The following is a 24306-nucleotide window of genomic DNA, read 5'->3' as shown; positions in this document are numbered from 1 at the left end:
GTATGGGATCAAAACTTATCTACTGGTTGGTATATAGTGGGATGTGGTTGTTTTCGGCACTTCCGTTCCGGGTTTTGTATATGTTCTCGGATTTGAATTATCTGCTGATGTATCATATTGGAAAATATCGCCGGAAAGTAGTTCGGGGGAACCTGTTGAGATCATTTCCGGAAAAAACTGATGCCGAGAGATTGCAGATTGAACGCAAATTCTATCGCTATCTGTCGGATTATATGCTTGAGGATTTGAAATTGTTGCATATGTCTGCCGAAGAGCTTTGTGTGAGAATGATTTATAAGAATACGGAACAATATCTGGAACTGACAGAAAAGTACGGAGGCATTATTGTGATGATTCCTCATTATGCCAATTATGAATGGTTGATTGGCATGGGTGCGATCATGAAACCCGGAGATGTTCCCGTGCAGGTTTATAAACCGTTGAGAGATCAATATCTGGATAAACTTTTTAAGCGTATCCGCTCTCGTTTCGGAGGATATAATATTCCCAAACATTCTACTGCACGTGAAATTATTAAGTTGAAGCGTGATGGAAAAAAGATGGTAGTCGGTCTGATTACCGACCAATGGCCCAGCGGATTTGATAGATATTGGACTACTTTTTTAGGGCAGGAGACTGCTTTTCTGAATGGTGCCGAGCGTATTGCTAAAATGATGAATTTCCCTGTTTTCTATTGCGAACTTAGTAAGAGACGCAGAGGATATTGTGAAGCGGAATTCAAACTAATGACGGAGACGCCGAAAGAAACCAAGGAAGGAGAAATCACTGAAATGTTTGCTCACCGATTGGAGCAGACAATTCGTAGAGAACCGGCATACTGGTTGTGGTCTCATAAACGCTGGAAATTAACCAGAGAGGAAGCTGAACAACAGGAAGAATTGAACAAGAAGAAAGAACAGCAATGAAAGTTTCAGTTGTAATCTTGAATTGGAACGGATGTGATATGCTCCGTACTTTTCTTCCGTCTGTTGTCCGCTATTCGGAAGGAGAGGGGATGGAGGTTTGTGTGGCTGATAATGGCTCTACAGACGATTCTGTGACTTTGCTTCAACAGGAATTTCCTTCTGTTAAGACGATTGTGCTCGATCAGAATTATGGTTTTGCAGACGGATACAATTTGGCATTACAGCAGGTAGATGCAGAATATGTAGTGCTTTTGAATTCGGATGTCGAGGTGACGGAGCATTGGCTGGAACCAATGGTTGCTTATCTGGATGCTCACCCGGAGGTGGCTGCCTGTCAGCCGAAGATACGGAGCCAGCGACAAAAAGAATATTTCGAATATGCCGGGGCAGCCGGTGGTTTTATTGATAAATATGGTTATCCTTTTTGTCGGGGGCGTATAATGGGCGTTGTGGAGAAGGATGAAGGTCAGTACGATACAGTGATTCCTGTTTTCTGGGCGACGGGAGCAGCCCTGTTTATCCGACGCGCTGATTATATGAATGCCGGAGGATTGGATGGGCGTTTTTTCGCACACATGGAGGAAATAGATTTGTGCTGGCGACTTCGTTCGCGAGGACGTGAGATTGTTTGTGTGCCTCAAAGTGTTGTCTATCATGTGGGGGGAGCTACTCTTAAAAAAGAGAATCCTCATAAGACTTTTCTTAATTTCCGTAATAATCTTGTCATGCTCTATAAGAATCTTCCACAGGAGGAGTTAAATAAAGTGATGCGTATCCGGGCCTGTCTCGATTATGTGGCAGTGTTTAACTTCTTGTTGCAAGGGCATTGGGACAATGCTCGTGCTGTTATGCGTGCACGAAAAGAGTACCAACAGCTACGTCCTTCATTTTCTTTATCCCGTGAAAAGAATATGAGAAAAAAAACTTTGAATCCGATACCTGAACGGACAAAAAGTAGTATCTTGTGGCAGTTTTATGTGAGAGGATGCAAAAGATTCTCTCAATTGTCGGATTTAAAAGGATAGCAAATGGAAGCAAAGGTTAGAAGAGGCATCGGGCTGGTAGCGCATGATGCGATGAAAAAAGATCTCATCGAATGGGTATTGTGGAATTCGGAACTGTTGATGGGAAATAAATTCTATTGTACAGGTACTACCGGTACTTTGATATTGGAAGCATTGAAAGAGAAGCACCCTGATGAAGAATGGGATTTTACGATTTTAAAATCAGGTCCGCTGGGTGGTGACCAACAGATGGGATCACGTATTGTGGATGGACAGATTGACTATCTGTTTTTCTTCACTGACCCTATGACACTGCAACCGCATGATACGGATGTGAAAGCATTAACCCGCTTGGCTGGTGTAGAAAATATTGTTTTTTGCTGTAATCGTTCTACGGCGGATCATATTATTTCCAGTCCGTTATTTATGGATCCTGACTACGAGCGCATTCATCCGGACTATTCCGGCTATACAAAGCGTTTCCAGGATAAACCTGTGGTGACGGAAGCTGTTGAATCAGTAAATAGAAGAAAAAAGAAGAGAAAATAAGCCGGTAGTTTACGGCTGTGAAAATAGGAGCAGATTTTGCTTAAAAAAGGAATGCAGATGATACGGATTACTTTATTAATATCGTATTATCTGCATTTCGTTATTTATGTTTCATTACCAACAATGTGATATCTTATTTCTTGCTGCAGTGTAGCTCAATTCCTGCGGACTCTATATCTGCTCCCATCGGTGGATTCCGTTTGGAAAGCCGGAGTTCTATTTCTTCAATACAGGGGAATTGGGCAAAGAGTTTTTGTATAATCCGTCCGCTCACGTGTTCCAGCAATTTTGAGGGAATAGCCATTTCGTTTTTTATCACCTGATGTACTTCGGCGTAGTTGACGGTGTCGGTAACTTCGTCTGTCCGGGTAGCTTTGCTGATATCCACTTTCAGTTTCAGGTCAATGATATATTCATTTCCGATCAGATTTTCTTGCGGTGCAACTCCATGATAGGCGTAACAACGAATTTCTTTCAAAAGAATATAGCTACTGTTTATCTTCATATATTGTCTTTTTAGTGTGATCTTGTTTGACTTTTAACAGGTCTTTCTGTGCAACCATTTGTGGAATCACTTTTAGAAAGACGGGGGTGAGCAGAATGCAGATACTTAGTGTTATAAGCAAAAGTACACTTGCCTGTGCCCAACTATTGTGAATATAACGGCTGACCAATGGACCTAAAAAATGAAGTATCGGTCCATGAATACTTAAGGTGATGATCGAATATCGCCCTAAGTAAGAAATAACCTTTATTTCCTTTACTTTTTTGCAAAGTAACATAATCATAAATATTCCTGCAAATGCAGCGATATATACTTGAAAAATATTTCCCGTATAGTTGTTGGTGCGCATACCCAATGTGGTAGCGGTAAAGTACATGACTACCAGTGCCAATAGAACGAAAACCGGGATCAACTTGTCGAAACGATGACTGGGATACAGAAAAAAGTTATACCGCCGAATCCAGAAACCGGCTACATAGAAAGGGAGGGCGGTCATGGAAACATCTATATACAAAGGCAACTCTATCTGTAACTTTCCGAGATAAAATCCTGTGCAACCAATCAGGAGTGTGACAGCAAACATGATAGGCAGGTGTTTCTCACGCAGAAAGTGGATCAGATAAAACAGGATATTGCAGTTGAATAGTGCAAGTAGAAACCAAATCGGAGGATTGAACTTGATAAGGTCATGTCCATGAAACACTACCAAGAGCTCATTCCATGATACAGGCAGTTGAAATACCCCGGGTGCTATTTTCCAAACGATATATTTCATTAGAAATGCGCTTAGATAGAAGAAAAGAAAAGGGATAATCAACTTGTTTATTTTCCGTAGGATAAATCCGAACAAGCCTTCGTATGATTTGAAAAATACTCCGGAGATAAAGAAATAAAGCGGCATGCGAAAACAGGAGAGCATGGAATTGGTATCCAGCTGTTCGAAGGCTCCTCCAACGTGCGCTATTACTACAAGGATGATGCAGACTCCTTTGGTTAAGTCCACGAAATCAATACGTCTGCTTTGGTTGCCTTCCATTATCTCTTTTCAATTTCACTTTTCGGCGCAAAGATACTTCATAAATTGGAATAAAAAGAGTTAGTGCCTTTTATCTTATTTATTCGGATCTCTTCCTGTATTTTTTATCAGTTCACAAATCTTATCATTGAGTGTTTTTGCTTTCATCAACTGTTCCAATGTGAGGTGCATCCGGTATCGCCAATAATTTCGTGGATTTGATGGAATATTAATCCGTTCTTCCGCCACATTCGGATTTCTCCACTTCTCGTCTATTGATAACCAATCTTGGAAAGACAAGATGCAGAGAATAGAATTACTGTTGAGATGATTGCGTACAATTTCCTCGCACAACTCGGGAGTAGCAGTGGTTGGTGCAGTACCGTAGTGTCCTAACGTTGCATTATAGTAGCGTTGGGTCTGTTGATAATCTTCTTCCCACCAGCCACGCAGGGTAGACATATCGTGGGTGGAGATTGTGCAGACAGACCGGTATGGATACTCATTCAAATGCCCGAATTCATACATTGGATTTTTAGGCATCCGCTGAATTTCCAAACTGAGAATACGGAGATCATTCATCACTGATGATACACAAGCAGGAATCATCCCCAGATCTTCTCCACAAACCAACATACGGGTGGATTGTGTCAGCTGGGGCAATTTCTTCATGGCCTGTTGAAACCAGAACTCATTGTGTCGGTGGTAATAATACTGGTCGTATAGTTTGTTAAAAGCATTCTTCTCCTCTTCGTTTAGCAATCGGAATACGAAATCTCGTTGTACGCCGATTCGAGGGTGGTATTTCCCTTCCTCTTTTTTGTCCGCAACAAATAAAACGTTGCTGATTAATGAATAAAGCCCTTCCCGAATCCAGATACTATCTTCATCATTTTTGCCGGCAAAGAATTGTTCTACTTCCCTTTGCGTCTCAAATTCCGGTTTCATCCGATAGGTACCGGAGTCGTCAACTAATTGGAGAAAGTCTTGTTTTACCAAGTTGGTATGGGGGCCGAACAACTGTCCAAGGAAAGATTCATGAATAGATGGGAGCAGGTATTCATCCCGGAACGTGAGGCCATAACTTTCGATTTCTTCCCGACTCATGGGGAGAGAAGGATCAAACTGACCTAACAATCCGTGTACGGCGTGCATCGGTATTTCCCAGATACGGAAAAAACCGAGGATATGATCGATCCGGTAGGCATCGAAGTATTCCGCCATTTTCTGAAAACGTTTCATCCACCAGCGGTAGCCGTCTTTTTCCATGACATCCCAGTTGTATGTAGGAAATCCCCAGTTTTGCCCGTTGATGGAGAAATCATCGGGTGGAGCACCTGCTTGTCCGTTGAGATTGAAGTAATGAGGTTCTGTCCAGGCTTCTACACTGTTGCGGCTGATACCGATTGGAATATCTCCTTTTAATACAACACCGTGTTGGCGGGCATATTCGGTTGCAGACAGTAATTGCAGGTGCAGGTGATACTGAATATAGTAATACAATGAGATATGAGGATAGTCTACGGTTTCCGGCTGGCACATTTTTTCTATATCTTCCGCATTATAAACAGAGTGTCGTGGCCATTTACGGAAATTGGGTGTTTTGTAGGCGTCGCGCAGATAACTGAAGACTGCATAGGGTTGCAACCATTCTTTGTTGGCTTCAAAGAAGTCTTTGAAACCTTTGGAAGCTAAGACTTTTTTTCCTTCCTGTCGGAATAGTAAGTTGAAAAACTCCCATTTAGTCTGGTTTACTGCTTCGTAGTCAATGGCAGGCAGACTGTTCAGTTCTTTTTGCTTTTTGTTGAATTTCGATGCGGCTTCTTTGTCTTTCAGAGTTCCCATTTGCTTGATATCCGCATACATCGGGTGGAAGGCATAAATGGAAATGCTGTTATAGGGGTAAGAGTCGGTCCATGCGTGAGTCATGGTGGTGTCATTGACCGGTAAAATCTGAATAACTTTCTGATGGGTGATTACTGCCCAGTCGATCATACGTCTCAAGTCACCAAAATCACCTACTCCAAAACTTTTCTCTGATTTTAAGGAGAATACAGGTATGGCGATTCCCGCACCTTTCCAGGCGGGAATGTCGAAATAGGCATACCGGTCGGAGATCACGAGCGTTTCGTTTGTCTTCAGTTCCGGGTCTGCCAGATAACGGTTGGGGTTCTTTTCCCAGCAGTCCGCTTTCTTTTCTTGTTTGTTGTAGAGGATGAATTTGTATTCCAGCGGGTATTTTAGTTTGCTGGCATCTAATTCTATCTGCCACTCCGGAAAATGGACGTCACTCATTAGAACCGCTTTCTCCGGGTCCCAGTGGCCTAATGATTTCTGGTTACCACAAATCGCCAGACAATAATCTTTATTGATATGTGGAGCATAGGCTTTGATTACCAGTCCCTTCTTATAACTTTGCGGGATACTTTCTCTCTCGGGATGTGCCAGTAAAGCTTCTGTAAAAGCTGAACTATAAAGGTACGACTGTTCCGGAATGTTTTTCCAGCAATCATTGATTCTGTATATCTTCTTGGAAGTGCCTGATAGGAAAATAGATCTTGGAAAACTGTCCCATTCCTTGCGGATAACTATTCCGTTCTGTTCTATCTGATAGTTATAATTGATAGCCATCCCTTCATGGGGGATTTCAAGCTCAACTTCTGCCGTCCAATAGATACCATCGGTGGTGTGTAAAGGAATTGATTCCGGAAATAAGCCGGAAATTCTTACTTCTTCTCCCCAATTGGTACGGTATTCAATATTAAATGATAGAATCATATATATTAGATTTTAATTGTACATATAAGACACTGCAAGTATAAGACATTTTTTTGAATAAAAAATAAAAGGAGCCGCATTGGACTCCTTTTAATCTTTTGTTTATATATTAATTAACATACGTAGGACTATTATCCACACCTGGAAGCACCGCAAGTTGTACAAATCAGACAGCCTTCCTGATAAACCAATGTCTCATTACCGCAGTTCGGGCATTTCTTACCTTTGGCTTCTGTTCCATCCTGAATATACTTCTTCAATGCACGTTCCACACCGTTTTTCCAAGTGTTGATACTTTCACTGTTTAATTGGAGAGAGCCAACCAGTTTGATAACCTGTTCAATCGGCATCCGGTAGCGAAGCACACCAGAAATCAATTTAGCATAGTTCCAGTATTCTTTGTTGAACTTCTCTGACAATCCTTCAATGGTCGTCTTATATCCGCGTTTGTTCTCGAATTGGAAGTCGTAACGTTTGGTACCGTCTTCATCTACATTTTTGATGATACGTCCGCAAGTCACGCTCTTAGGTAGCAAGATACCTTCATCATCATCTTGCAAACCTGTGAATATTTCATAAGGGTGTCCATCTAATAATCCGACAAAAGCCACCCATTTTTCTTTGTTGTTCTGGAAACGGACAACATCTGCTTCCAATATTCTCGGACGTACCTCTACAACCGTAGGCGGTTTGCAAGGAGGAAGGTCTTCTTTCTTTTCCTTATTTGATTTAGTGGAAATCAAAACTCCGGAGCGTGAACCGTCGCGATATACGGTACAGCCTTTACAGCCGGATTTCCATGCTTCTACATACAAACGGTTTACTAAATCCTCGTCTACATCATTCGGTAGATTGATCGTTACGCTGATGGAGTGGTCTACCCATTTCTGGATTCTTCCCTGCATCTTCACCTTCATCAACCAGTCGACATCGTTGGAAGTTGCTTTGTAATAAGGAGATTTAGCAACCAGTTCATCAATTTCTTCTTGGGAATAGCGTTTGGCCGGATCGTATCCGTTAGCTTCCATCCAGGTCACAAACTTGTGATGGAATACGATATATTCTTCGAATGCATCTCCTGTTTCGTCTACAAAATCTACATGTACATTCGTATCGTTCGGATTAACCTTTCTTCTGCGTTTGTAAACAGGCAGGAATACAGGTTCGATACCGGAAGTTGTCTGTGTCATCAAACTGGTAGTTCCGGTTGGAGCAATTGTCAGGCAGGCAATGTTACGGCGACCGTATTTCTTCATGTCCTCATACAGTTTCGGGTCAGCTGCTGCCAGGCGTTGGATGAACGGATTATTCTGTTCACGTTCGCTATTGTATATTTCGAAAGCACCACGTTCTTTGGCCATTTCCACTGAAGAACGGTATGCGCCGAGAGCTACTGTCTTGTGTACTTTTTCAGAGAATTCTGTCGCTTCTTCCGTTCCGTAACGCAATCCCAATGCAGCAAGCATATCACCTTCTGCAGTGATACCTACACCAGTACGGCGACCTTGTCCACTCTTCTTGTAGATTTTCTCCCAAAGTGTGCGTTCTGCATGTTTTACTTCTTCATTTTCCGGATCTTCGTCAATCTTGGTCATGATACGTTCGATTTTCTCGAGTTCGAGGTCGATGATATCATCCATGATACGTTGAGCAAGAGCCACGTGTTTCTGGAACAGGTCAAAATCAAAATAAGCATCCGGTTTGAACGGATTCACTACATAGGAATATAGATTGATAGCCAATAGACGGCATGAATCGTAAGGACATAGAGGAATTTCTCCGCATGGGTTGGTAGATACAGTTCTGTAACCCAGATCTGCATAGCAATCAGGCACGGACTCACGGATAATCGTATCCCAGAATAAAACTCCCGGTTCTGCCGATTTCCATGCATTATGAACGATTTTCTTCCACAAGGTAGAAGCGTTGATTTCTTTGGTAAATGTCGGGTTGGCAGAGTCAATAGGATATTGCTGTACATACGGCTTTTCATCTACGGCAGCTTGCATGAAAGCATCGTCCAGCTTGACAGAAACATTGGCTCCGGTTACTTTGCCTTCAGTCATCTTGGCGTCAATAAATGCTTCGGAATCCGGATGTTTGATGGATACACTCAACATCAGTGCACCACGACGTCCGTCTTGAGCTACCTCACGAGTAGAATTCGAATAACGCTCCATAAATGGAACAAGGCCGGTGGAAGTCAGTGCCGAGTTTTTAACGGGAGAGCCTTTCGGACGGATGTGTGATAAATCGTGACCTACACCACCGCGTCTTTTCATCAGTTGCACCTGTTCTTCGTCGATTTTGATAATAGCACCGTAAGAGTCGGCTGCGCCATCCACTCCGATAACAAAGCAATTGGATAGTGAAGCAACCTGATAGTCGTTACCGATTCCTGTCATCGGGCTACCTTGGGGGACGATGTACTTGAAGTGATCTAATAAATCATACAGTTCTTTTGCTGTCAACGCATTCGGATACTTTGATTCTACGCGTGCCACTTCATTTGCAATTCTCCAATGCATGTCTTCCGGGGATTTTTCATAGATATTACCGAAAGAATCCTTTACTGCGTATTTGTTTACCCAAACCCTTGCAGCAAGCTCGTCGCCTTGAAAATATCGTAAAGATTCTTCATAGGCTTCGTCGTAAGAATAAATTTGTTTTTCCACGATTCAATTTGTGTTAAATCTCGTTTTTAATAAGTAATATGTAGAAGTTTACTTATCGTTAACAAATGTAGCCGCAAAGCTAAGAATGTTTTTTCATCTATCAAAATAAAAATGAAATAATTTATTAACAGGTTGCAAGTTTTCCATTTGTTTATGCTAAGTATTTGATAAACAGTTGAAAGTGGTTTTTGTTCAAAGGTTAAAGTTCTCCAAAAAGAAAACTATTCTATTCTGCTAGTGTGGTAGAATGTTTTTTTCTTTTTATATCTTTGCAAAAAAAAGATATGTTTGAAACCGTAAAGAACAGAAGAACTATTCGGAAATATCTGCCTAAAGATATAAATCCTGGTTTGTTAAATGATTTGCTCGAAACCTCTTTTCGTGCTTCTACGATGGGGGGAATGCAACTTTATAGTGTAATTGTGACTCGTGATGCAGAAATGAAGGAGAAACTCTCGCCTGCTCATTTCAATCAGCCTATGGTAAAAAATGCACCGGTCGTATTGACTTTTTGTGCTGATTTTCGTCGTTTCAGTAAATGGTGTGAACAGCGGAAAGCTGTGCCGGGCTATGATAATTTAATGTCTTTTATGAATGCCTCCATGGATACTTTGCTCGTTGCTCAGACTTTCTGTACACTGGCGGAAGAAGTAGGACTCGGCATTTGTTATTTGGGGACTACTACTTATAATCCTCAAATGATTATCGATACTCTCCAGCTTCCCGAACTGGTATTCCCTCTCACCACAATAACGGTAGGCTATCCGGATGGTATTCCCGCACAAGTAGACCGCTTGCCTTTGGAAGCTGCCGTGCACGATGAAAAATATCACGACTATACACCGGAAAAAATAGATAAACTTTACGCCTACAAAGAATCATTGCCGGAAAACAAGCAGTTTATCGAAGAAAATGAAAAAGAAACATTGGCTCAAGTCTTTACGGACGTGCGTTACACAAAGAAAGATAACGAATTTATGTCCGAAAATCTATTGAAAGTACTTCGCCGGCAAGGATTCTTTTAAGTATTAAGTATAAAGTATTAAGTATTATCCATGCGGACAAGCTTTATTATGCGGTTTCGCACCAAGGTAATACTTAATACTTTATACTTAATTTCAGTTTCTCTTCTTCAGTAACGACTCTATTTCCTGTACTTCTGCATGAAAGCTCTTGTCTACCTCCAATTGTCCTTTTACGGTTTTGCAGGCGTGAAGTACTGTTGCATGGTCTTTGTTACCGATGAACTTACCTATTTTAGAAGTTGAAAAGTCTGTGTGGTTTTTAGCTAGATACATGGCGATCTGTCGTGCTTGAACGACTTCTCTTTTTCTGGATTTTGTATGTATGGCAGACGGCTCCAGGTCGAAATGTTTGCATACCACTTTGAGAATATCATCAATAGTGACAGCTTTCGTTTCATTGTGAACCACGCCATGTACAATGTGTTGTGCTAAATCCAGGTCTATTTCCTTATTGAAAATAGTAGAACGGGCCATGATAGCGATGACGATACCTTCCAGATCACGTACACTTTCATTCACATTCTCGGCAATATAGTCAATCACTTCTGCCGGAAATTGTAACCCGTCACGGTGTATCTTGTTGCGTAGAATATTTTTGCGAAGTTCTACGGTCGGCTTTTCCAGCTCGGCTACCATACCCCATTTGAAACGGGTCAGGAGGCGTTCTTCGATACCCTGCAATAATACGGGAGCACGGTCCGAAGTCAATATGAGCTGTTTACCATTCTGATGTAAATGATTGAAGATATGGAAGAAATTGTTTTGAGTCTTGGTGACACCGGCAAACTCCTGAATATCGTCAATGATTAATACATCGATCGTCTGATAAAAATTAATAAAGTCGTTGGTCGTGTTATTTCGTACAGAATCCGTATATTGTACCTGGAACAAATGTGCCGAAACGTACAATACTCTTTTCTCTGGATAAATTTCTTTAATTTTTGTGCCTATTGCGTTTGCCAGGTGTGTCTTTCCCACTCCGGATGCTCCATAAAGGAATAACGGGTTGAAAGCGGTCCCTCCCGGTTTTTGCGCTACAGCTTCTGCTACACTTCTTGAAAGTTTATTGCTGTATCCTTCAATGAAGTTCTCAAAATTATAATTGGGATTCAAATGCGGGTCCAGATCTTGAACGGCAGGAGCCTGTAAGAAACTGGGAGCTTTGTTTCCTCCGATTATACTTTTAGGGGTAACAGCTGTAGAACGATTGCTTGCTTCGAGATTCACGGTTTGATTTGGAATCGAAGTCTTGTCCACCATGACGTTGTACATCAACTTGGTGCCTTCGCCAATGACCTTATATAATGTCTTGCGTATTAAATCCACAAATCTCTCTTCCAGAATTTCATAGAAAAACTGGCTCGGGATCTGTAAGATCAAAGTTTTGTCCTCATATTTCAACGGAACAATAGGGGCAAACCAAGTATTATATGTCGTCTCAGGAACATTGTCTTTAATTACGTCGAGACAGCGGTTCCAAAGTACGACATGATTTGATTCAATCATAGTAACTTTTAATACATTTATTAATTAAGCAAAACTTCTACGTTTGCAAAATTGGGAATCTTATTCGGAAAAAACAAATCTATTTTTTCTTGTTTTTTTCATGCGAACAATAATGTGTTTACTTTCAATGACTTATGTATTTGTTGTCGGACACAGTCTGCTTACCCTCTCTTGCAATTTTATAAGTATTTGTATATTAATGTTTTACGTGCTTGAAATTAGCAATTTTCTCATCTCTGTACGTTTGTACGGGAATATTATTTCGGTTTATAGATAGACATTTGAAGAGCAATCTACTTTCTTTTGAAAGCTCCTTGTTATTTAGATAAAATCTATATAACAAGAATTTGCTACTTATCTTTCTTGCCGAATAATGAGAAGTGAACGTATCGTTTCGGATGCTCTTTCAGGTCCTCTAATAAGCTGGCTGCATTTTCTGTTGTAGCGTTCAGATTATTGTATAAAGTCGGGTCGTTGAAGAGCAGACCGAGCGTGTTATCTTTGCTGTTTAATTTTTCTGTAAGTATTTTTACGTTAGCCAGTGTTTCGTCTATTTTTTTGAAAGTGGCTGCATAATCTATCTCTTTCAAATTTCCGCTGATGACCACAAAGTTGTCTCCGATGGTATTCAGTTTACTTGTGAGTTGGGGAATATCGTTGCTCATTAGTCCTTTCACCTGTGAACTGACTACTGCCAGATTGGCGGTTGTTTTTTCTATTGAGTGCAGTGTAGCAGGAATGCTCTTGTCACCTAAGATATTGTTCAGGGAGATGAGGATAGAGTCCAGCTTAGGCAGCATCTCTTCCACTTTCGGTATCAGTTGTGCTGCGCTTTCCATCATTCCGTTGTTTAGTGTGCCGGGAATGGTATCTCCTATGGCATATTTTTCACGTGGGTTGTTTGCCAGGAGAATATTCATACGTACGCCTCCCATAAGTTCGGATACGAGTTCGGCGGTACTTCCTTTAGGAATTCGCAGCTCGGTGTCCAGTTCTACTTCAACAATCACATTTCCGGGTTTGACATAATCATAATAGATGTCACGTACAATACCTACACGGACACCGTCGGCAAATACCGGGCTTGATTTAGTGAGTCCGTTTACGTTTTCAAATTTGGCATAGAAATAGCTGGAAGGCTGAAACATGTGTATACCTTTCAGCCAGTTGATTCCATATATAAGCACACATAGTGCAACGATACCTGCAATACCTATTCTGACTTCTTTTGTAATGTACTTCATTTTATCTTTTTATTTATTTTTTCTTTTCTTGAATTCGGCAATCGCTTCATTGATGTTCATTTTCTCTCCATTTCGGAAAGCGATGATGAAGGCATCCTTGAATTGTGCCGTAATGGTGCGCTTCGTACGCAACACCTTGTTGTAATCGGCGGAGGATCCATACGTGTATTTGTATATTCCCCCTTCCTTATAATAATCTACGTCTTTCAGTCCTTTCAGCCGTTTGTCGTTTTTGGCGAGAGGCTTGGAAGAAGTGAGTATCTGTATCTTGAACGTAATTTCACTGTCATTGGTTGCGCTTTCTGCTACAATTGGGCGCTTCGGTGCTGTTTTTGCTGTTGCGGCAGGTTTGGTTTTTGCTTCGGCTAGTAATTCTTGCTGTTGAGGAGCTGTGTTTACGCTTTCAGTATCCTTTTGGGCAATTTTCGGGGCGTTGTCTTCTTCCTGCTCGGTTGGGATAATCGTTTTGCTGACTCCCGTAAGGCGTAACTCATGTTCTCGTTTGTAATTCAGGAAAGCCCGGTAAATACCTTTGGCCATACTTCCGGCCCCTTCTTCGGAATTCAGATAGCGTTCTTCTTCCGGAGTAGAAATAAATCCCAATTCTATTAGAATGCTTGGCATCGCACTTGCTTTTAAGACGAGGAATCCTGCTTGATGCACTCCCCGGTCTGCCCGTTTACAGGTTTGGCGGAACTGTTTTTGCATCAGCGAGGCCAAGTGTACGCTCTGTTCCATATATTTGTCCTGCATGAACTCAAATATAATATATGATTCGGCAGAGTTCGGATTGAAACCGGCATATCTTGTTTTATAATCACTTTCGTAGAGGATAACGGAGTTCTCCCGCTTGGCAACTTCCAGGTTAGCGTCTGATTTGGCCAAACCCAGCGTCCAGGTTGAAGCCCCTTTGGCTGTACGGTTGTTTGCCAGTGCGTTGGTGTGAATGGAAATAAAGAGATCCGCCTTTGCGTTGTTTGCAATTTCTGCCCGCCGGTCCAAAGGAATAAATACATCTTTGCTACGGGTGTAGATCACTTTGACGTCGTCGCAGTTTCTCTTGATTAGATTTCCCACTTTCAGGGCAACGTTCAGATTGATATTTTTCTCTTTCGAGATTTTGCCTATAGCACCAGGGTCATGTCCACCATGTCCGGCATCGATAACTACTACGAAATCTTTCCCCCATAAGTGGTTGGTACATGAGGGTAGAAAAAGTAGCCAGAGGCAAATGAATATGTATAATATGTACGGTCTATTCAGTTTCATATCTATAATACGGTGCAAATGTAGTAGAAATTTGTAGAAAACTCATGATTTGCCATTAAGTTTTGTGTTTTTTTCGGTTTAATGATAGCTTTTTTCCCGAAATCTCCGTTACTTTGTGCTTCGAAGTTAAAATGTACGACGATGCTTAAGTTTTTGAAGAATTGGACGTTACCTATTGCTATGCTGGTAGGTGCTGCAGGTTATCCGCTGTTTATCAGTCTTTCTTTTCTGACTCCCTATCTTATTTTTACAATGTTGCTATTGACCTTCTGCAAGGTATCTCCTCGTGATTTGAAGCCTAAACCTCTCCATATGTGGTTGTTGTTGATTCAGATTGGCGGGGCGTTGGCTGCTTATCTTTTGCTTTATCGCTTTGATAAAATAGTAGCAGAGGGAGTGATGGTTTGTATAATTTGTCCTACGGCTACAGCTGCTGCGGTGATTACTTCCAAGTTGGGAGGGAGTGCAGCCAGTCTGACCACTTATACATTGATAGCAAATATTGGAGCGGCTATTGCTGTGCCTATTCTATTTCCTTTGGTGGAGGTGCATCCTGATGTCACTTTTGGGGAGGCGTTTCTTGTTATTTTAGGTAAGGTATTTCCGTTGTTGATTTGTCCTTTTTTGGCTGCCTGGTTGTTGAGCAAGTGTTTGCCGAAAGTACATCAGAAGTTATTGGGTTATCATGAACTTGCTTTTTATTTGTGGGCTGTATCTTTAGCTATCGTAACTGCGCAAACATTGTATTCCTTGCTCAATGACCCGGCGGATGGTTTTACGGAAATCATGATTGCTGTCGGTGCACTGATTGCCTGTTGTTTGCAGTTCTTTTTGGGGAAGACAATCGGCTCGATTTATAATGACCGTATCAGTGGTGGGCAAGCACTTGGGCAAAAGAATACGATTCTGGCTATTTGGATGGCGCATACTTATTTGAATCCATTGTCTTCTGTGGCTCCCGGTTCGTATGTGTTATGGCAGAATATAATCAATTCGTGGCAGTTGTGGAAAAAGAGAAAGAAAGAGATAAAATAGTGAATAATTAGGGATTATATGATTACTATAAGGGTAGCTTTAAATACGGATATAGAGGAAATTCAGTCTCTATATCGAAACACAGTGTTAGTGATAAACAGGCGTGACTATTCACAGGCAGAGGTTGAAGATTGGGCATCGTGCGGAGATGATCTTTCTAAAATAGAGGATATGATAAAGACTCACTATTTTATTGTAGCTGTTAATCAACGGTCACAAATCGTTGGTTTTTCATCTATTACGTCTCAAGGCTATTTACATTCTATGTTTGTTCACAAGGATTTTCAAGGTAAGGGTATTGCCACGATGCTTTTGGAAGAAATAGAACGGTATGCAATTACAGCCGGCATTGTGCGGATTACATCCGAAGTGAGTTTAACAGCTCGTCCTTTCTTTGAAAAAAAAGGTTATGTAGTAGAGGGAGAACAAAAGCGCAAAGCGAATCAGCTTTCTCTTAGTAATTTTAGAATGGCAAGGGAGGTGGCTAAAATTAAGTTATGATGGTCGTATTCCTGCTTGTGGTGTCTTTTGTGGGGGGGGGGCCATATATACGAGGGAAAAAAGACTTTGCAGAGGAGTCGAGCTAAATAGTTCTCGCTGTGAAAAATGCAAAACATTTATAATAAAAAGATTACAGATTGAGTTTAGTACGTTCCTTTGTTTATATATCCAAAACGGACTAAACTTCTTTGTCCTGACAGCAAGATAGGTGCTGGTGAAAAGAAAAAATACCTTTGTTTTCTTTTCGCCAGCATTATTTTTGTACTTTTGTCGCATATAACAAAGCGCAAATGGGTATAAATCAGAATTATAGAGAAGCAGTAAAGACCATAAAAGAAGCTATCCTACGCAGCCAGTACCGTGCAGCCGCATCGGTGAACAAGGAACAGCTATCTCTTTATTACGGCATCGGACGTTACGTGTCGGAAAATTCTCGTACAGGCTTCTGGGGGAAAGGTGCGATTGAACAAATATCTTCTCTGTTGCAAAAAGAATTGCCGGGGCTAAGGGGGTTTTCAGCAACAAGCATAAGAAATATGCGTATTTTTTATGAGGAGTGGGATAAGGTTTTAAATCATCCGCCGTTGGCTGATGATTTGGTGTTGAATGAAAAATTGCTTCTTGTAGAAATTCATCAGCCACTGGCTGATGAATTTAACTGGTCAGACTTCCTTTCAATCGGCTTTAGTCATCATACCGAAATAATATCCAAAGCTAAGACTTTGGAAGCAAGGCTGTTTTATATACATGAGTGCGCCACTCGCTATTGGAGTAAGTACACTTTAAGGGATTACTTAAAAGCAGACCTGTACAGCCATCGGGGAACTTTGCCTAACAATTTCGCACAAACATTGCCTGATACTAAGCAAGCTTTAAAAGCTGTTTGTTCATTTAAAGATGAATACTTGCTTGATTTCATCAATGTGGAGGAACTGAATGAGCAAGAAGAGGATTTGGACGAAAAGATAGTGGAAAAGGCAATTGTTGCCAATGTGAAGAAGTTCATCATGACCTTTGGGCAAGATTTCAGTTTTATAGGCAATCAATATCGCATGGAGGTTGCAGGTGAAGAAATGTTCATTGATTTGCTCTTTTTCAATCGGGAGCTTAATTCCCTGGTCGCGGTCGAACTTAAATCCGGAAAATTCCGTACATCTTATTTGGGGCAGTTGAATACTTATCTATCCGCCTTAGATACATATATCAGAAAGTCGCATGAAAATCCCTCTATAGGAATAATTCTTTGCAGGGAAATGAATCAAACCTTTGTAGAGTTTGCAGTTCGTGATTATAACAAACCGATGGGAGTTGCTACATACCGTGCGTCCAAGGATATGCCGGAGCGACTTCGTAACGCTCTGCCGGACATTGAGGATTTGAAAAAGCTATTGTAAGGAAAAAGTCTTATTTATTTTTTGGGCAGGTAATTGCCTTTTGTTACTTTTGCACACGAAGCCCACCACTAAACGAATTTCTTCGTTTTTTTGTTATTATTTTGTTACCCACTGTTAGTAATAGGTGGGCTTTTATTTTGATAATCAGGTTTGTATGCTATTATATATAATGTGGCAGAATATTATTAATTCGTGGCAGTTGTGGAAAAAGAGAAAGAAAGAGACTGAGATTTCTGCATAATACTAAAAAAACTGGGATTGAAATTAAGGGCAAATGTGATGGAGCAAAAGATATTTGAAATAGAAGACTTAAAAGAACTGGAAGAATTTTTGCAATCCCAATCAGAAATAGAACAGTTGCGCGAACGCTTGTTTGCCGAGTTTCTGAAATATGCGGATTATAAAAATGCCGGAGAATGGAATAAAGCCGTTCGTCTTTGCGAGAGCCTGGCTATTATCGGCTGGGGAAATCACGAACCTGTCGAAGCATTGAGAGGGCAATTCTTTAATGGAAACCCCGCGACTTGTTTTCAAAATAAATTTGGAGAAACTCGTTTTGTCGATGCCATTTGGTCGAAAAGAGTCAACGGTTTTACTATGGAGCAGGGAAGAACAAGCTATTGTTCGAGTCCTGACGACCCGAATCAAAAGCAATCTGTGTCTTGGAAATATGAGATAAAGGAAGATATACAAGATATAAGACTTGAAAGCCAGCGAAACTGGATTCCTAAAAATCCGGTTTGGATAAGGAGGACAATTGGTAACTGTTATGAAAACTCCAAAGCAGTAATCGAGAGTGTTGATAAAGAATTGAAACCGGAGTTGGATAGAAGGATGCGCCCAGAGATGTACGGACGTGTTATTAATCGAATTATAATTAATTGTTCGTATAGCTATTATGATCATGACCATTGTAAAACAAACTATATCATTGCTGATGAAAAGTTGAAATTGAAACAAAAAGATTTCTATCGGACATTGCTCACTATGTTTACCAGGCAAGAAATAGAGAAGAATGGATATTATCTTCGCAATCGTTTTGAATTTGGACCATTCAGGGCAGATACCGGGAAAATTAGAATCGGACTATGCCTTGAGAAAGAATTCAGTGAATTGAGTCATGCCAAACAGAAATCGAAGCTAAGCGAATATATTCTGCTTGCTCTGAACCATGTTACCAACAAGCTGAAAAAGAAGAAGCTGGATTATGACTTTGACTTGATGCTTGAAGATTTTAATTCAATACTGGCTGAGTGGAAAGCATGAAAGATATTATAGAGTTATTATGCTTTGATGATATTATAATAACATGGAAGTAATCTTTTGTGTCAGTTATATTTTAGAATTGGTTTTGTTATCTTTGCGCCGAAATATTGTAACATACAAGAAAACAAAACATGAAAAATAAAGCTGTTGTAGTTGTTGTTTTCTGCAAGAAAAATATGACGAACAAGGTCGGTCAATTGACAAGCGACCGGGATTTGAAATACTCTATAAAGATTTTCAGGACTACGAATATGATGCGAATGGCAACTGGATTGAAACAAAGAATTTCAAAGATTATGTTGATTCAGGCACAGGACTCGGGCATATACTGAAACCTTATGTGGAGCGTGTCTTTACTTATTACGAAGAATAAAAACTTTAAATAGTTAGAGTTAAGGATTACCCCTAGAGTAGAAAACAACTATCATAACTCTCATTCTTTTTGCTAATATAGTTATTATCTGATGAATAAGAATGATAGATGTTTCTGAAATTTTGTATCTATCATATTTTCTTCATGAAATATGGGTATCTATCATTCTTATTCCACTGTTTTTGCTGTTTAATCTTTCATGGCATTAACTCGCACATAAATTTTATGACTGCCGCTTCCAATGGTGTCAAGTACTCCTTCCTTCACCCATCCGTTCAATTCATTCAGTGCTTTGTTCTTTAGTAGTCCCGTTAGTTGCGTATACTCTTTGCGTCGTATCATCGGTCGTTCATCCAGAAATTTCTCCAGCCTGCGCCGGCGTTCTTCCACCGGAACTTCGGCGGAATGTGCAAATCCCGACTTCGCTTTTTCCACAAATCCGCGAACCTTCTTTCGGAAAGAAGATGATGGACGAAAATTTACATTATCGAAATAAATGGACTGTGCATGTATCTCTTTGGCATCCATCACCGGGCGTGCTTTTAACTTGGCTGAAAAATATCCAAGGTTCCCCAACTGGACGTGGTGTCCGCTGACTAAATATTCGGATATTTTATTTTCAATAGCTAGCTGAACTCCTTCAATGTCTGCCGGTGTAAAACTGGAAGCTTGAGCGATCTCTTTTACAATTTGTTGAAAGTCGATGGTTCCGTTCGATACGATGCGGGGATACAACGGCTGTTCGTCTTCGTCTTCTTTCGAAGACGGCTTTTTGCGAAAATCATATTTTGCGTACATGTCTTTTCTATTATGGGTTAATGTAGCTAAAATGCCTTTTGAAAGGCATTTTAAATCTTGTTTTGCAGCAAGATAACCTACAATTGCAGCTTGGATAATCAACTTGAATCAGTCGCTTTTCTTGGGCACACATTCATGGGCTGTAGAGCCCACAGATGTAAACTGTACAGCCCGCATAGGTGGGCTGTACGGCACACTTATGCGGGCTGAAGTCTTACTGCCTGCAAAGATACATTATCCTGCCTTTATTCGCAAATTTAGTAAGCATTATTTCTATAAAATAAAGTCGTGTGGCGTGGCAAATAAAAGCGGTGAAATTTGTTTGGGCGAAGAGCATGTTGTATCTTTGTATGGCTGTAGTGCAGCTTTCCTTTTACTGGAAATAATAATAAAAAAAGATGAGAATAACATTAGTCAGAGACGATGGCAAGGTAAAAACCTTACGGACGTTGAAAATGGAGCTCCTTTTGGAGCAGATGAAAACGGAAGTCAAGGCGCAGCCCGTCTCAAAGATGAGGGAAATATTGCGGTATACTCTTCCGGGAAATTCGATTGAAGAGGTGCGTAAAGTTCCCAAAGTGATGCCTGCCGCAGCTTTTGTCCGTAAAGAAGGGGTAATGACCCTGAATGAATATAACGGCATAGTGATGATGGAGGTCAATGATCTTTCGGGAAGAGCGGAAGCAGACGAAATAAAGGAACTGGTCAAAGAGTTTCCGCAAACATACCTTGCTTTCACCGGCTCTTCTGGCAAATCAGTAAAGATATGGGTACGGTTCACCTATCCGGACGACTGCTTGCCGACTTTACGTGAGCAAGCGGAACTTTTTCACGCGCATGCTTATCAGACGGCTGTGAAATATTATCAGCCACAACTTCCTTTTGATATCGAACTGAAAGAACCGTCGCTCGAGCAATATTGTCGGTTGACATACGATCCCGGACTTTATTTCAATCCGAAAGCAATGCCTATTTATATGAAGCAGCCCGTCGGTCTTCCGTCCGAAGCGACTTTTATCAAACGAACGCGAGAAACCGATTCTCCTTTGCAGCGAATGGCACCCGGATATGAAAATTATGAAGCATTATCAGTACTTTTCTCCGCTGCATTTAACAGGGCGCTCGAAGAACTGAACGGATATCGGGAGGGAGACGATCTGCAACCGTTACTGGTGTGTTTGGCAGAGCATTGTTTTCGGGCAGGTATTCCCGAAGAAGATACTGTGCGGTGGACAAGGGCGCATTATCGGCTCCCCTCGGATGAGTTGCTGATTCGCGAAACTGTGAAAAGTGTCTATCGTTCCGCAAAGGGATTCGGCAAGAAGAGTAGTCTGACGACCGAACAGCTCTTCGCCATGCAGATGGACGAGTTTATGAAGCGTCGTTATGAATTTCGATACAATACGCTGACCACGGAAGTGGAATATCGCGAACGAAATAGTTTTAATTTCTATTTTCGTCCGGTAGACAAGCGGGTGCTGGCGAGTATCACGATGAATGCCATGTATGAAGGGGTGAAAATGTGGGATAGGGACGTAATCCGCTATTTGGATTCCGATCATGTGCCTGTTTATCAGCCGGTGGAGGATTTTTTGTATCATCTGCCTCACTGGGATGGTAAAGACCGGATTTTGGAACTGGCTAACCGCGTTCCCTGTGATAATCCGCATTGGGCGCCGTTGTTCCGTCGGTGGTTTTTGAATATGGTTGCCCATTGGAGGGGAATGGATAAGAAACACGCCAACAGTACGTCACCTTTGCTGATTGGCCCGCAGGCATATCGGAAATCGACTTTTTGCAGAATGCTTCTTCCTCCTGCTTTACAGGCGTACTATACGGATAGCATTGATTTCAGTCGGAAGCGGGACGCGGAGTTGTATCTGAATCGCTTTCTACTTATTAATATGGATGAATTCGACCAGATTAGTCCTAGCCAGCAGGCTTTTCTGAAACATATTCTGCAAAAACCGGTGGTGAACACACGTCGTCCGAATGCTTCGGCGGTGGAAGAGCTTCGCCGGTATGCATCGTTCATTGCTACGAGCAATCATCGGGATCTGTTGACGGATACTTCCGGTAGTCGTCGTTTCATCGGTATTTATATGACGGGAGCTATAGATGTGTCGCGTCCTATTGATTATGAACAGCTTTATGCACAGGCGTTGGAGCTGCTTTATCATAATGAACGTTATTGGTTTGACTCCGAAGAAGAGGCTATCATGACGGAAAACAACCGGGAGTTTGAACAATCACCTGCCATCGAACAATTATTTATGGTTTATTATCGCGGGGCGGAAGAAGAGGAGGAAGGAGAATGGCTGCTGGCTATCGACATTCTGCGGCGGATTCAGAAAGCGAGTAAGATGACATTTTCTGCCAGGCAGGCTTCTTATTTCGGGCGTATCTTGCAGCGGCTCGGAGTGAAATCTAAACGGAAAACGTATGGTACGTATTATCATGTTATACCTTTGGAGGTAGAATAATCAAGTATGATAGATACCTCGTTTTTGATGGTCTAAGTATGATAGATACCGGAAATAATAGTTGTCTATCATACTTATTCTTTTAATTATAAGTGGTTTATAAAAATGAATGAGAGTATGATACTAGTTTTTTTACTTATAGAGAAGATATTTTTTTCTAATCTCTTTGTAATCCTGTAATTCTTTTTGCCAACTATTCCGGATAGCCTCTTCCGATTCCCCTTTGAGGATAGCCTTGCGTACGCTGTCAGTTCCCATCAGCAAATCAAACCATCGGGCACGGGAGAAGAAGGCTGCGTTTTCACCGGATAAGCGATAAAAGTTCAAGAAGTAGCGAAGCGTAAATCCATTCACATCGGTTACATTCCGGAGATCTTCCCCATAACAGGTGATACCTTTGTGCATTGGATTTTTGTCAAAACCGGATAAGGAGCGGGGGGTAAAAGTGAAACTTCCGTATTTCTTATTAGGTGCGCCCAATACCTGGAAAGGAAAAGTTGTTCCTCGTCCCACGCTGATACGGGTGGCTTCAAAAGGACAGAGTGAGGCGTACAATCGGATAGACTGGTCGTTCGGGAGGTTGGGTGACGGTTTGATGGGAGGTGAATAAGGTTCTCCATGTTTCCACCCGATCATTGGAATTACCTTTAATGAACAAGGATTTTTCTTGTTGGCAATCCATCCTTCTCCGTTTATCATCTGTGCCAGTTCGCCGATAGTACATCCGTGAAGTACAGGAATGGGAAGCATGCCGACAAAGCTCCGGTAGGCAGGTTTGAGTATCGGACCATCCACATAGTCGCACGGATTAGGGCGATCCAGTACAATCATTTCTTTCTTGTTCTCTGCGCAAGCTTCCATCACGTAATACATCGTGCTTATATAGGTATAAAAGCGTGCTCCTACATCCTGAATGTCGAATAAGATCACGTCAACATCTTTTAGTTGGGTGGCAGACGGCTTTTTGTTATCACCATAAAGCGATACGATAGGAATACCGGTGCGGGAATCTTTTCCGTCTTTCACCGTTTCACCCGCATCTGCATTACCTCGGAAACCATGTTCGGGGGCAAATACTTTGACGACCTGAACATTTCTTTTTAATAAGGTGTCGAGAAGATGAGTTTGCTTTGCCCCTACAACGGAAGTATGGTTGACTACCATTCCGACGCGTTTTCCTTTCAACAACGGTAGGTATTGATCCATCTGTTCTGCTCCCGTGACAATTTGACTGTTTACACGCATTGGAAACAGCATAATGAACAGAAATATAAGAATGAAGAAAACTCTAGTTTGCATATCGGTGATTTTTTTTGTAATATTGCACAAAAATATTAATTTCTCGTCAAGAGAGCAAAAAATAAAGCACATGAATCCATACGAAATCATTGATAAATATTATCCGGAGAATACGCAGCAGAGACAAATATTAGTAATACACAGTTTGGCAGTGTCCGGAAAAGCAATGAAAATGCTGGATGCTCATCCCGAGCTACGTTTGAACCGGAGCTTTGTGAAAGAAGCTGCTCTGTTGCATGATATTGGTATTTTTCAGACCGATGCTCCAACCATTCAGTGTTTTGGTCCCAATCCTTATATCGCTCACGGATATTTGGGAGCAGAAATCTTGCGGGCGGAAGGTTTCCCCCAACACGCATTGGTGTGTGAACGTCATACGGGAGCCGGACTTTCGTTGGAAGATATCATTGCCCAGCAACTTCCCGTTCCTCATCGTGAGATGTTACCCGTCACTTTGGAAGAACAATTAATTTGTTTTGCGGATAAATTCTTTTCTAAAACCCATCTGGATGAAGAGAAAACAGTGGAGAAAGCCCGGCAAAGTATTGCAAAATATGGTGAGGAGGGTCTAAGTCGCTTTGATAGATGGTGTTCTCTCTTTTTATAGCACTAAAAAATAATTAAATAACGAAGATTCTGACTCATATTTGATGAAGTTTGC

General features: G+C 41.3%; 20 protein-coding genes. 11 read left to right on the top strand and 9 right to left on the bottom strand.

The features are described from left to right. Nucleotides 1-2 precede the first annotated feature (2 nt). The 3 genes from AB3G73_RS11620 to AB3G73_RS11610 are packed head-to-tail and all read left to right on the top strand — an operon-like array spanning nt 3 to nt 2479. Nucleotides 3-926, top strand: a complete 924-nt coding sequence (locus AB3G73_RS11620) for a lysophospholipid acyltransferase family protein (RefSeq protein ID WP_074559138.1) — start codon at nt 3-5, stop codon at nt 924-926. Then, nucleotides 923-1951, top strand: a complete 1029-nt coding sequence (locus tag AB3G73_RS11615; RefSeq protein ID WP_074638124.1) for a glycosyltransferase family 2 protein — start codon at nt 923-925, stop codon at nt 1949-1951. The genes AB3G73_RS11620 and AB3G73_RS11615 overlap by 4 nt, the downstream gene beginning before the upstream one ends. A gap of 3 nt (nt 1952-1954) precedes the next feature. Continuing rightward, the gene (locus tag AB3G73_RS11610; RefSeq protein ID WP_074559136.1) at nt 1955-2479 is read left to right on the top strand and encodes a methylglyoxal synthase; all 525 of its coding nucleotides are present in this window, start codon (nt 1955-1957) and stop codon (nt 2477-2479) included. Nucleotides 2480-2612: 133 nt separating this feature from the next. Here the strand turns inward: AB3G73_RS11610 and folB are convergent, their stop codons facing one another. From folB to AB3G73_RS11590, 4 genes are all read right to left on the bottom strand, one after another. Further along, the gene (gene folB, locus AB3G73_RS11605; RefSeq protein ID WP_148365219.1) at nt 2613-2984 is read right to left on the bottom strand and encodes a dihydroneopterin aldolase; all 372 of its coding nucleotides are present in this window, start codon (nt 2982-2984) and stop codon (nt 2613-2615) included. Next, nucleotides 2968-4020 (bottom strand): acyltransferase family protein, encoded by a 1053-nt coding sequence (locus AB3G73_RS11600; protein ID WP_074559134.1) that lies wholly within the window; start codon nt 4018-4020, stop codon nt 2968-2970. The genes folB and AB3G73_RS11600 overlap by 17 nt, the downstream gene beginning before the upstream one ends. A gap of 75 nt (nt 4021-4095) precedes the next feature. Continuing rightward, complete coding sequence (locus AB3G73_RS11595; protein WP_367744968.1) at nt 4096-6777, bottom strand: 4-alpha-glucanotransferase; 2682 nt, start codon at nt 6775-6777, stop codon at nt 4096-4098. A 131-nt stretch (nt 6778-6908) separates the two neighbouring features. Continuing rightward, entirely contained in the window at nt 6909-9452 is a 2544-nt protein-coding gene (locus tag AB3G73_RS11590; RefSeq protein ID WP_074559132.1) for an adenosylcobalamin-dependent ribonucleoside-diphosphate reductase, read from the bottom strand. Nucleotides 9453-9736: 284 nt separating this feature from the next. Here AB3G73_RS11590 and AB3G73_RS11585 point away from each other — a divergent pair, with 284 nt between their 5' ends. Beyond that, nucleotides 9737-10477 (top strand): NADPH-dependent oxidoreductase, encoded by a 741-nt coding sequence (locus AB3G73_RS11585; RefSeq protein WP_074559158.1) that lies wholly within the window; start codon nt 9737-9739, stop codon nt 10475-10477. 93 nt (nt 10478-10570) lie between these two features. Here AB3G73_RS11585 and dnaA read toward each other — a convergent pair whose 3' ends face one another. From dnaA to AB3G73_RS11570, 3 genes are all read right to left on the bottom strand, one after another. Next, on the bottom strand, nt 10571-11983 hold the full coding sequence (dnaA, locus tag AB3G73_RS11580) for a chromosomal replication initiator protein DnaA (RefSeq protein WP_074638126.1): 1413 nt from the start codon (nt 11981-11983) through the stop codon (nt 10571-10573). Nucleotides 11984-12333: 350 nt separating this feature from the next. After that, nucleotides 12334-13227, bottom strand: coding sequence for an MlaD family protein (locus AB3G73_RS11575; RefSeq protein ID WP_074638127.1), 894 nt, complete (start codon nt 13225-13227; stop codon nt 12334-12336). A 9-nt stretch (nt 13228-13236) separates the two neighbouring features. Next, a complete protein-coding gene (locus tag AB3G73_RS11570) occupies nt 13237-14496 on the bottom strand; it encodes an N-acetylmuramoyl-L-alanine amidase (protein ID WP_148365217.1) in 1260 nt (419 codons plus the stop codon). 81 nt (nt 14497-14577) lie between these two features. On the opposite strand from AB3G73_RS11570, the gene AB3G73_RS11565 reads away from it, so the two are divergent. The 5 genes from AB3G73_RS11565 to AB3G73_RS11545 all read left to right on the top strand — a co-directional run bounded on the left by AB3G73_RS11565 (nt 14578) and on the right by AB3G73_RS11545 (nt 19024). Next, entirely contained in the window at nt 14578-15531 is a 954-nt protein-coding gene (locus AB3G73_RS11565) for a bile acid:sodium symporter family protein (RefSeq protein ID WP_217721247.1), read from the top strand. Nucleotides 15532-15549: 18 nt separating this feature from the next. Further along, nucleotides 15550-16032, top strand: coding sequence for a GNAT family N-acetyltransferase (locus AB3G73_RS11560; RefSeq protein ID WP_367744964.1), 483 nt, complete (start codon nt 15550-15552; stop codon nt 16030-16032). Nucleotides 16033-16322: 290 nt separating this feature from the next. Beyond that, nucleotides 16323-17426 (top strand): YhcG family protein, encoded by a 1104-nt coding sequence (locus AB3G73_RS11555; protein ID WP_217721246.1) that lies wholly within the window; start codon nt 16323-16325, stop codon nt 17424-17426. A 279-nt stretch (nt 17427-17705) separates the two neighbouring features. Beyond that, a complete protein-coding gene (locus AB3G73_RS11550) occupies nt 17706-18692 on the top strand; it encodes a hypothetical protein (protein ID WP_234132442.1) in 987 nt (328 codons plus the stop codon). A gap of 131 nt (nt 18693-18823) precedes the next feature. Next, nucleotides 18824-19024, top strand: coding sequence for a hypothetical protein (locus AB3G73_RS11545; RefSeq protein WP_195649130.1), 201 nt, complete (start codon nt 18824-18826; stop codon nt 19022-19024). Between the two features lie 230 nt (nt 19025-19254). Here AB3G73_RS11545 and AB3G73_RS11540 read toward each other — a convergent pair whose 3' ends face one another. After that, entirely contained in the window at nt 19255-19863 is a 609-nt protein-coding gene (locus tag AB3G73_RS11540) for an HU family DNA-binding protein (protein ID WP_004306640.1), read from the bottom strand. 398 nt (nt 19864-20261) lie between these two features. Here AB3G73_RS11540 and AB3G73_RS11535 point away from each other — a divergent pair, with 398 nt between their 5' ends. After that, nucleotides 20262-22346 carry a BT4734/BF3469 family protein gene (locus AB3G73_RS11535; RefSeq protein ID WP_148365213.1) on the top strand — a complete coding sequence of 695 codons (2085 nt, stop codon included), beginning with the start codon at nt 20262-20264 and terminating at the stop codon, nt 22344-22346. Between the two features lie 132 nt (nt 22347-22478). Here AB3G73_RS11535 and AB3G73_RS11530 read toward each other — a convergent pair whose 3' ends face one another. Then, on the bottom strand, nt 22479-23645 hold the full coding sequence (locus tag AB3G73_RS11530) for an exo-beta-N-acetylmuramidase NamZ domain-containing protein (protein WP_367744961.1): 1167 nt from the start codon (nt 23643-23645) through the stop codon (nt 22479-22481). A gap of 70 nt (nt 23646-23715) precedes the next feature. Between AB3G73_RS11530 and AB3G73_RS11525 the strand changes: the two genes are divergently transcribed. Further along, entirely contained in the window at nt 23716-24252 is a 537-nt protein-coding gene (locus tag AB3G73_RS11525) for an HDIG domain-containing metalloprotein (protein WP_074638688.1), read from the top strand. Nucleotides 24253-24306 lie beyond the last annotated feature (54 nt).

Source organism: Bacteroides sp. L008, from assembly GCF_040812255.1.
In the GTDB taxonomy this organism is placed as follows: Bacteria; Bacteroidota; Bacteroidia; order Bacteroidales; family Bacteroidaceae; genus Bacteroides; species Bacteroides vicugnae.
The sequence above is the reverse complement of the archived record's forward strand: the minus strand, read 5'-3'. Positions and strand labels throughout refer to the sequence as shown.

Excerpts from the sequence above, each read along its gene's own strand:
- AB3G73_RS11620 (WP_074559138.1), top strand. The coding sequence starts at position 3 with ATGGGATCAAAACTTATCTACTGGTTGGTATATAGTGGGATGTGGTTG.
- AB3G73_RS11615 (WP_074638124.1), top strand. The coding sequence starts at position 923 with ATGAAAGTTTCAGTTGTAATCTTGAATTGGAACGGATGTGATATGCTC.
- AB3G73_RS11610 (WP_074559136.1), top strand. The coding sequence starts at position 1,955 with ATGGAAGCAAAGGTTAGAAGAGGCATCGGGCTGGTAGCGCATGATGCG.
- folB (WP_148365219.1), bottom strand. The coding sequence starts at position 2,984 with ATGAAGATAAACAGTAGCTATATTCTTTTGAAAGAAATTCGTTGTTAC.
- AB3G73_RS11600 (WP_074559134.1), bottom strand. The coding sequence starts at position 4,020 with ATGGAAGGCAACCAAAGCAGACGTATTGATTTCGTGGACTTAACCAAA.
- AB3G73_RS11595 (WP_367744968.1), bottom strand. The coding sequence starts at position 6,777 with ATGATTCTATCATTTAATATTGAATACCGTACCAATTGGGGAGAAGAA.
- AB3G73_RS11585 (WP_074559158.1), top strand. The coding sequence starts at position 9,737 with ATGTTTGAAACCGTAAAGAACAGAAGAACTATTCGGAAATATCTGCCT.
- dnaA (WP_074638126.1), bottom strand. The coding sequence starts at position 11,983 with ATGATTGAATCAAATCATGTCGTACTTTGGAACCGCTGTCTCGACGTA.
- AB3G73_RS11575 (WP_074638127.1), bottom strand. The coding sequence starts at position 13,227 with ATGAAGTACATTACAAAAGAAGTCAGAATAGGTATTGCAGGTATCGTT.
- AB3G73_RS11570 (WP_148365217.1), bottom strand. The coding sequence starts at position 14,496 with ATGAAACTGAATAGACCGTACATATTATACATATTCATTTGCCTCTGG.
- AB3G73_RS11565 (WP_217721247.1), top strand. The coding sequence starts at position 14,578 with ATGATAGCTTTTTTCCCGAAATCTCCGTTACTTTGTGCTTCGAAGTTA.
- AB3G73_RS11560 (WP_367744964.1), top strand. The coding sequence starts at position 15,550 with ATGATTACTATAAGGGTAGCTTTAAATACGGATATAGAGGAAATTCAG.
- AB3G73_RS11555 (WP_217721246.1), top strand. The coding sequence starts at position 16,323 with ATGGGTATAAATCAGAATTATAGAGAAGCAGTAAAGACCATAAAAGAA.
- AB3G73_RS11550 (WP_234132442.1), top strand. The coding sequence starts at position 17,706 with ATGGAGCAAAAGATATTTGAAATAGAAGACTTAAAAGAACTGGAAGAA.
- AB3G73_RS11545 (WP_195649130.1), top strand. The coding sequence starts at position 18,824 with ATGAAAAATAAAGCTGTTGTAGTTGTTGTTTTCTGCAAGAAAAATATG.
- AB3G73_RS11540 (WP_004306640.1), bottom strand. The coding sequence starts at position 19,863 with ATGTACGCAAAATATGATTTTCGCAAAAAGCCGTCTTCGAAAGAAGAC.
- AB3G73_RS11535 (WP_148365213.1), top strand. The coding sequence starts at position 20,262 with ATGAGAATAACATTAGTCAGAGACGATGGCAAGGTAAAAACCTTACGG.
- AB3G73_RS11530 (WP_367744961.1), bottom strand. The coding sequence starts at position 23,645 with ATGCAAACTAGAGTTTTCTTCATTCTTATATTTCTGTTCATTATGCTG.
- AB3G73_RS11525 (WP_074638688.1), top strand. The coding sequence starts at position 23,716 with ATGAATCCATACGAAATCATTGATAAATATTATCCGGAGAATACGCAG.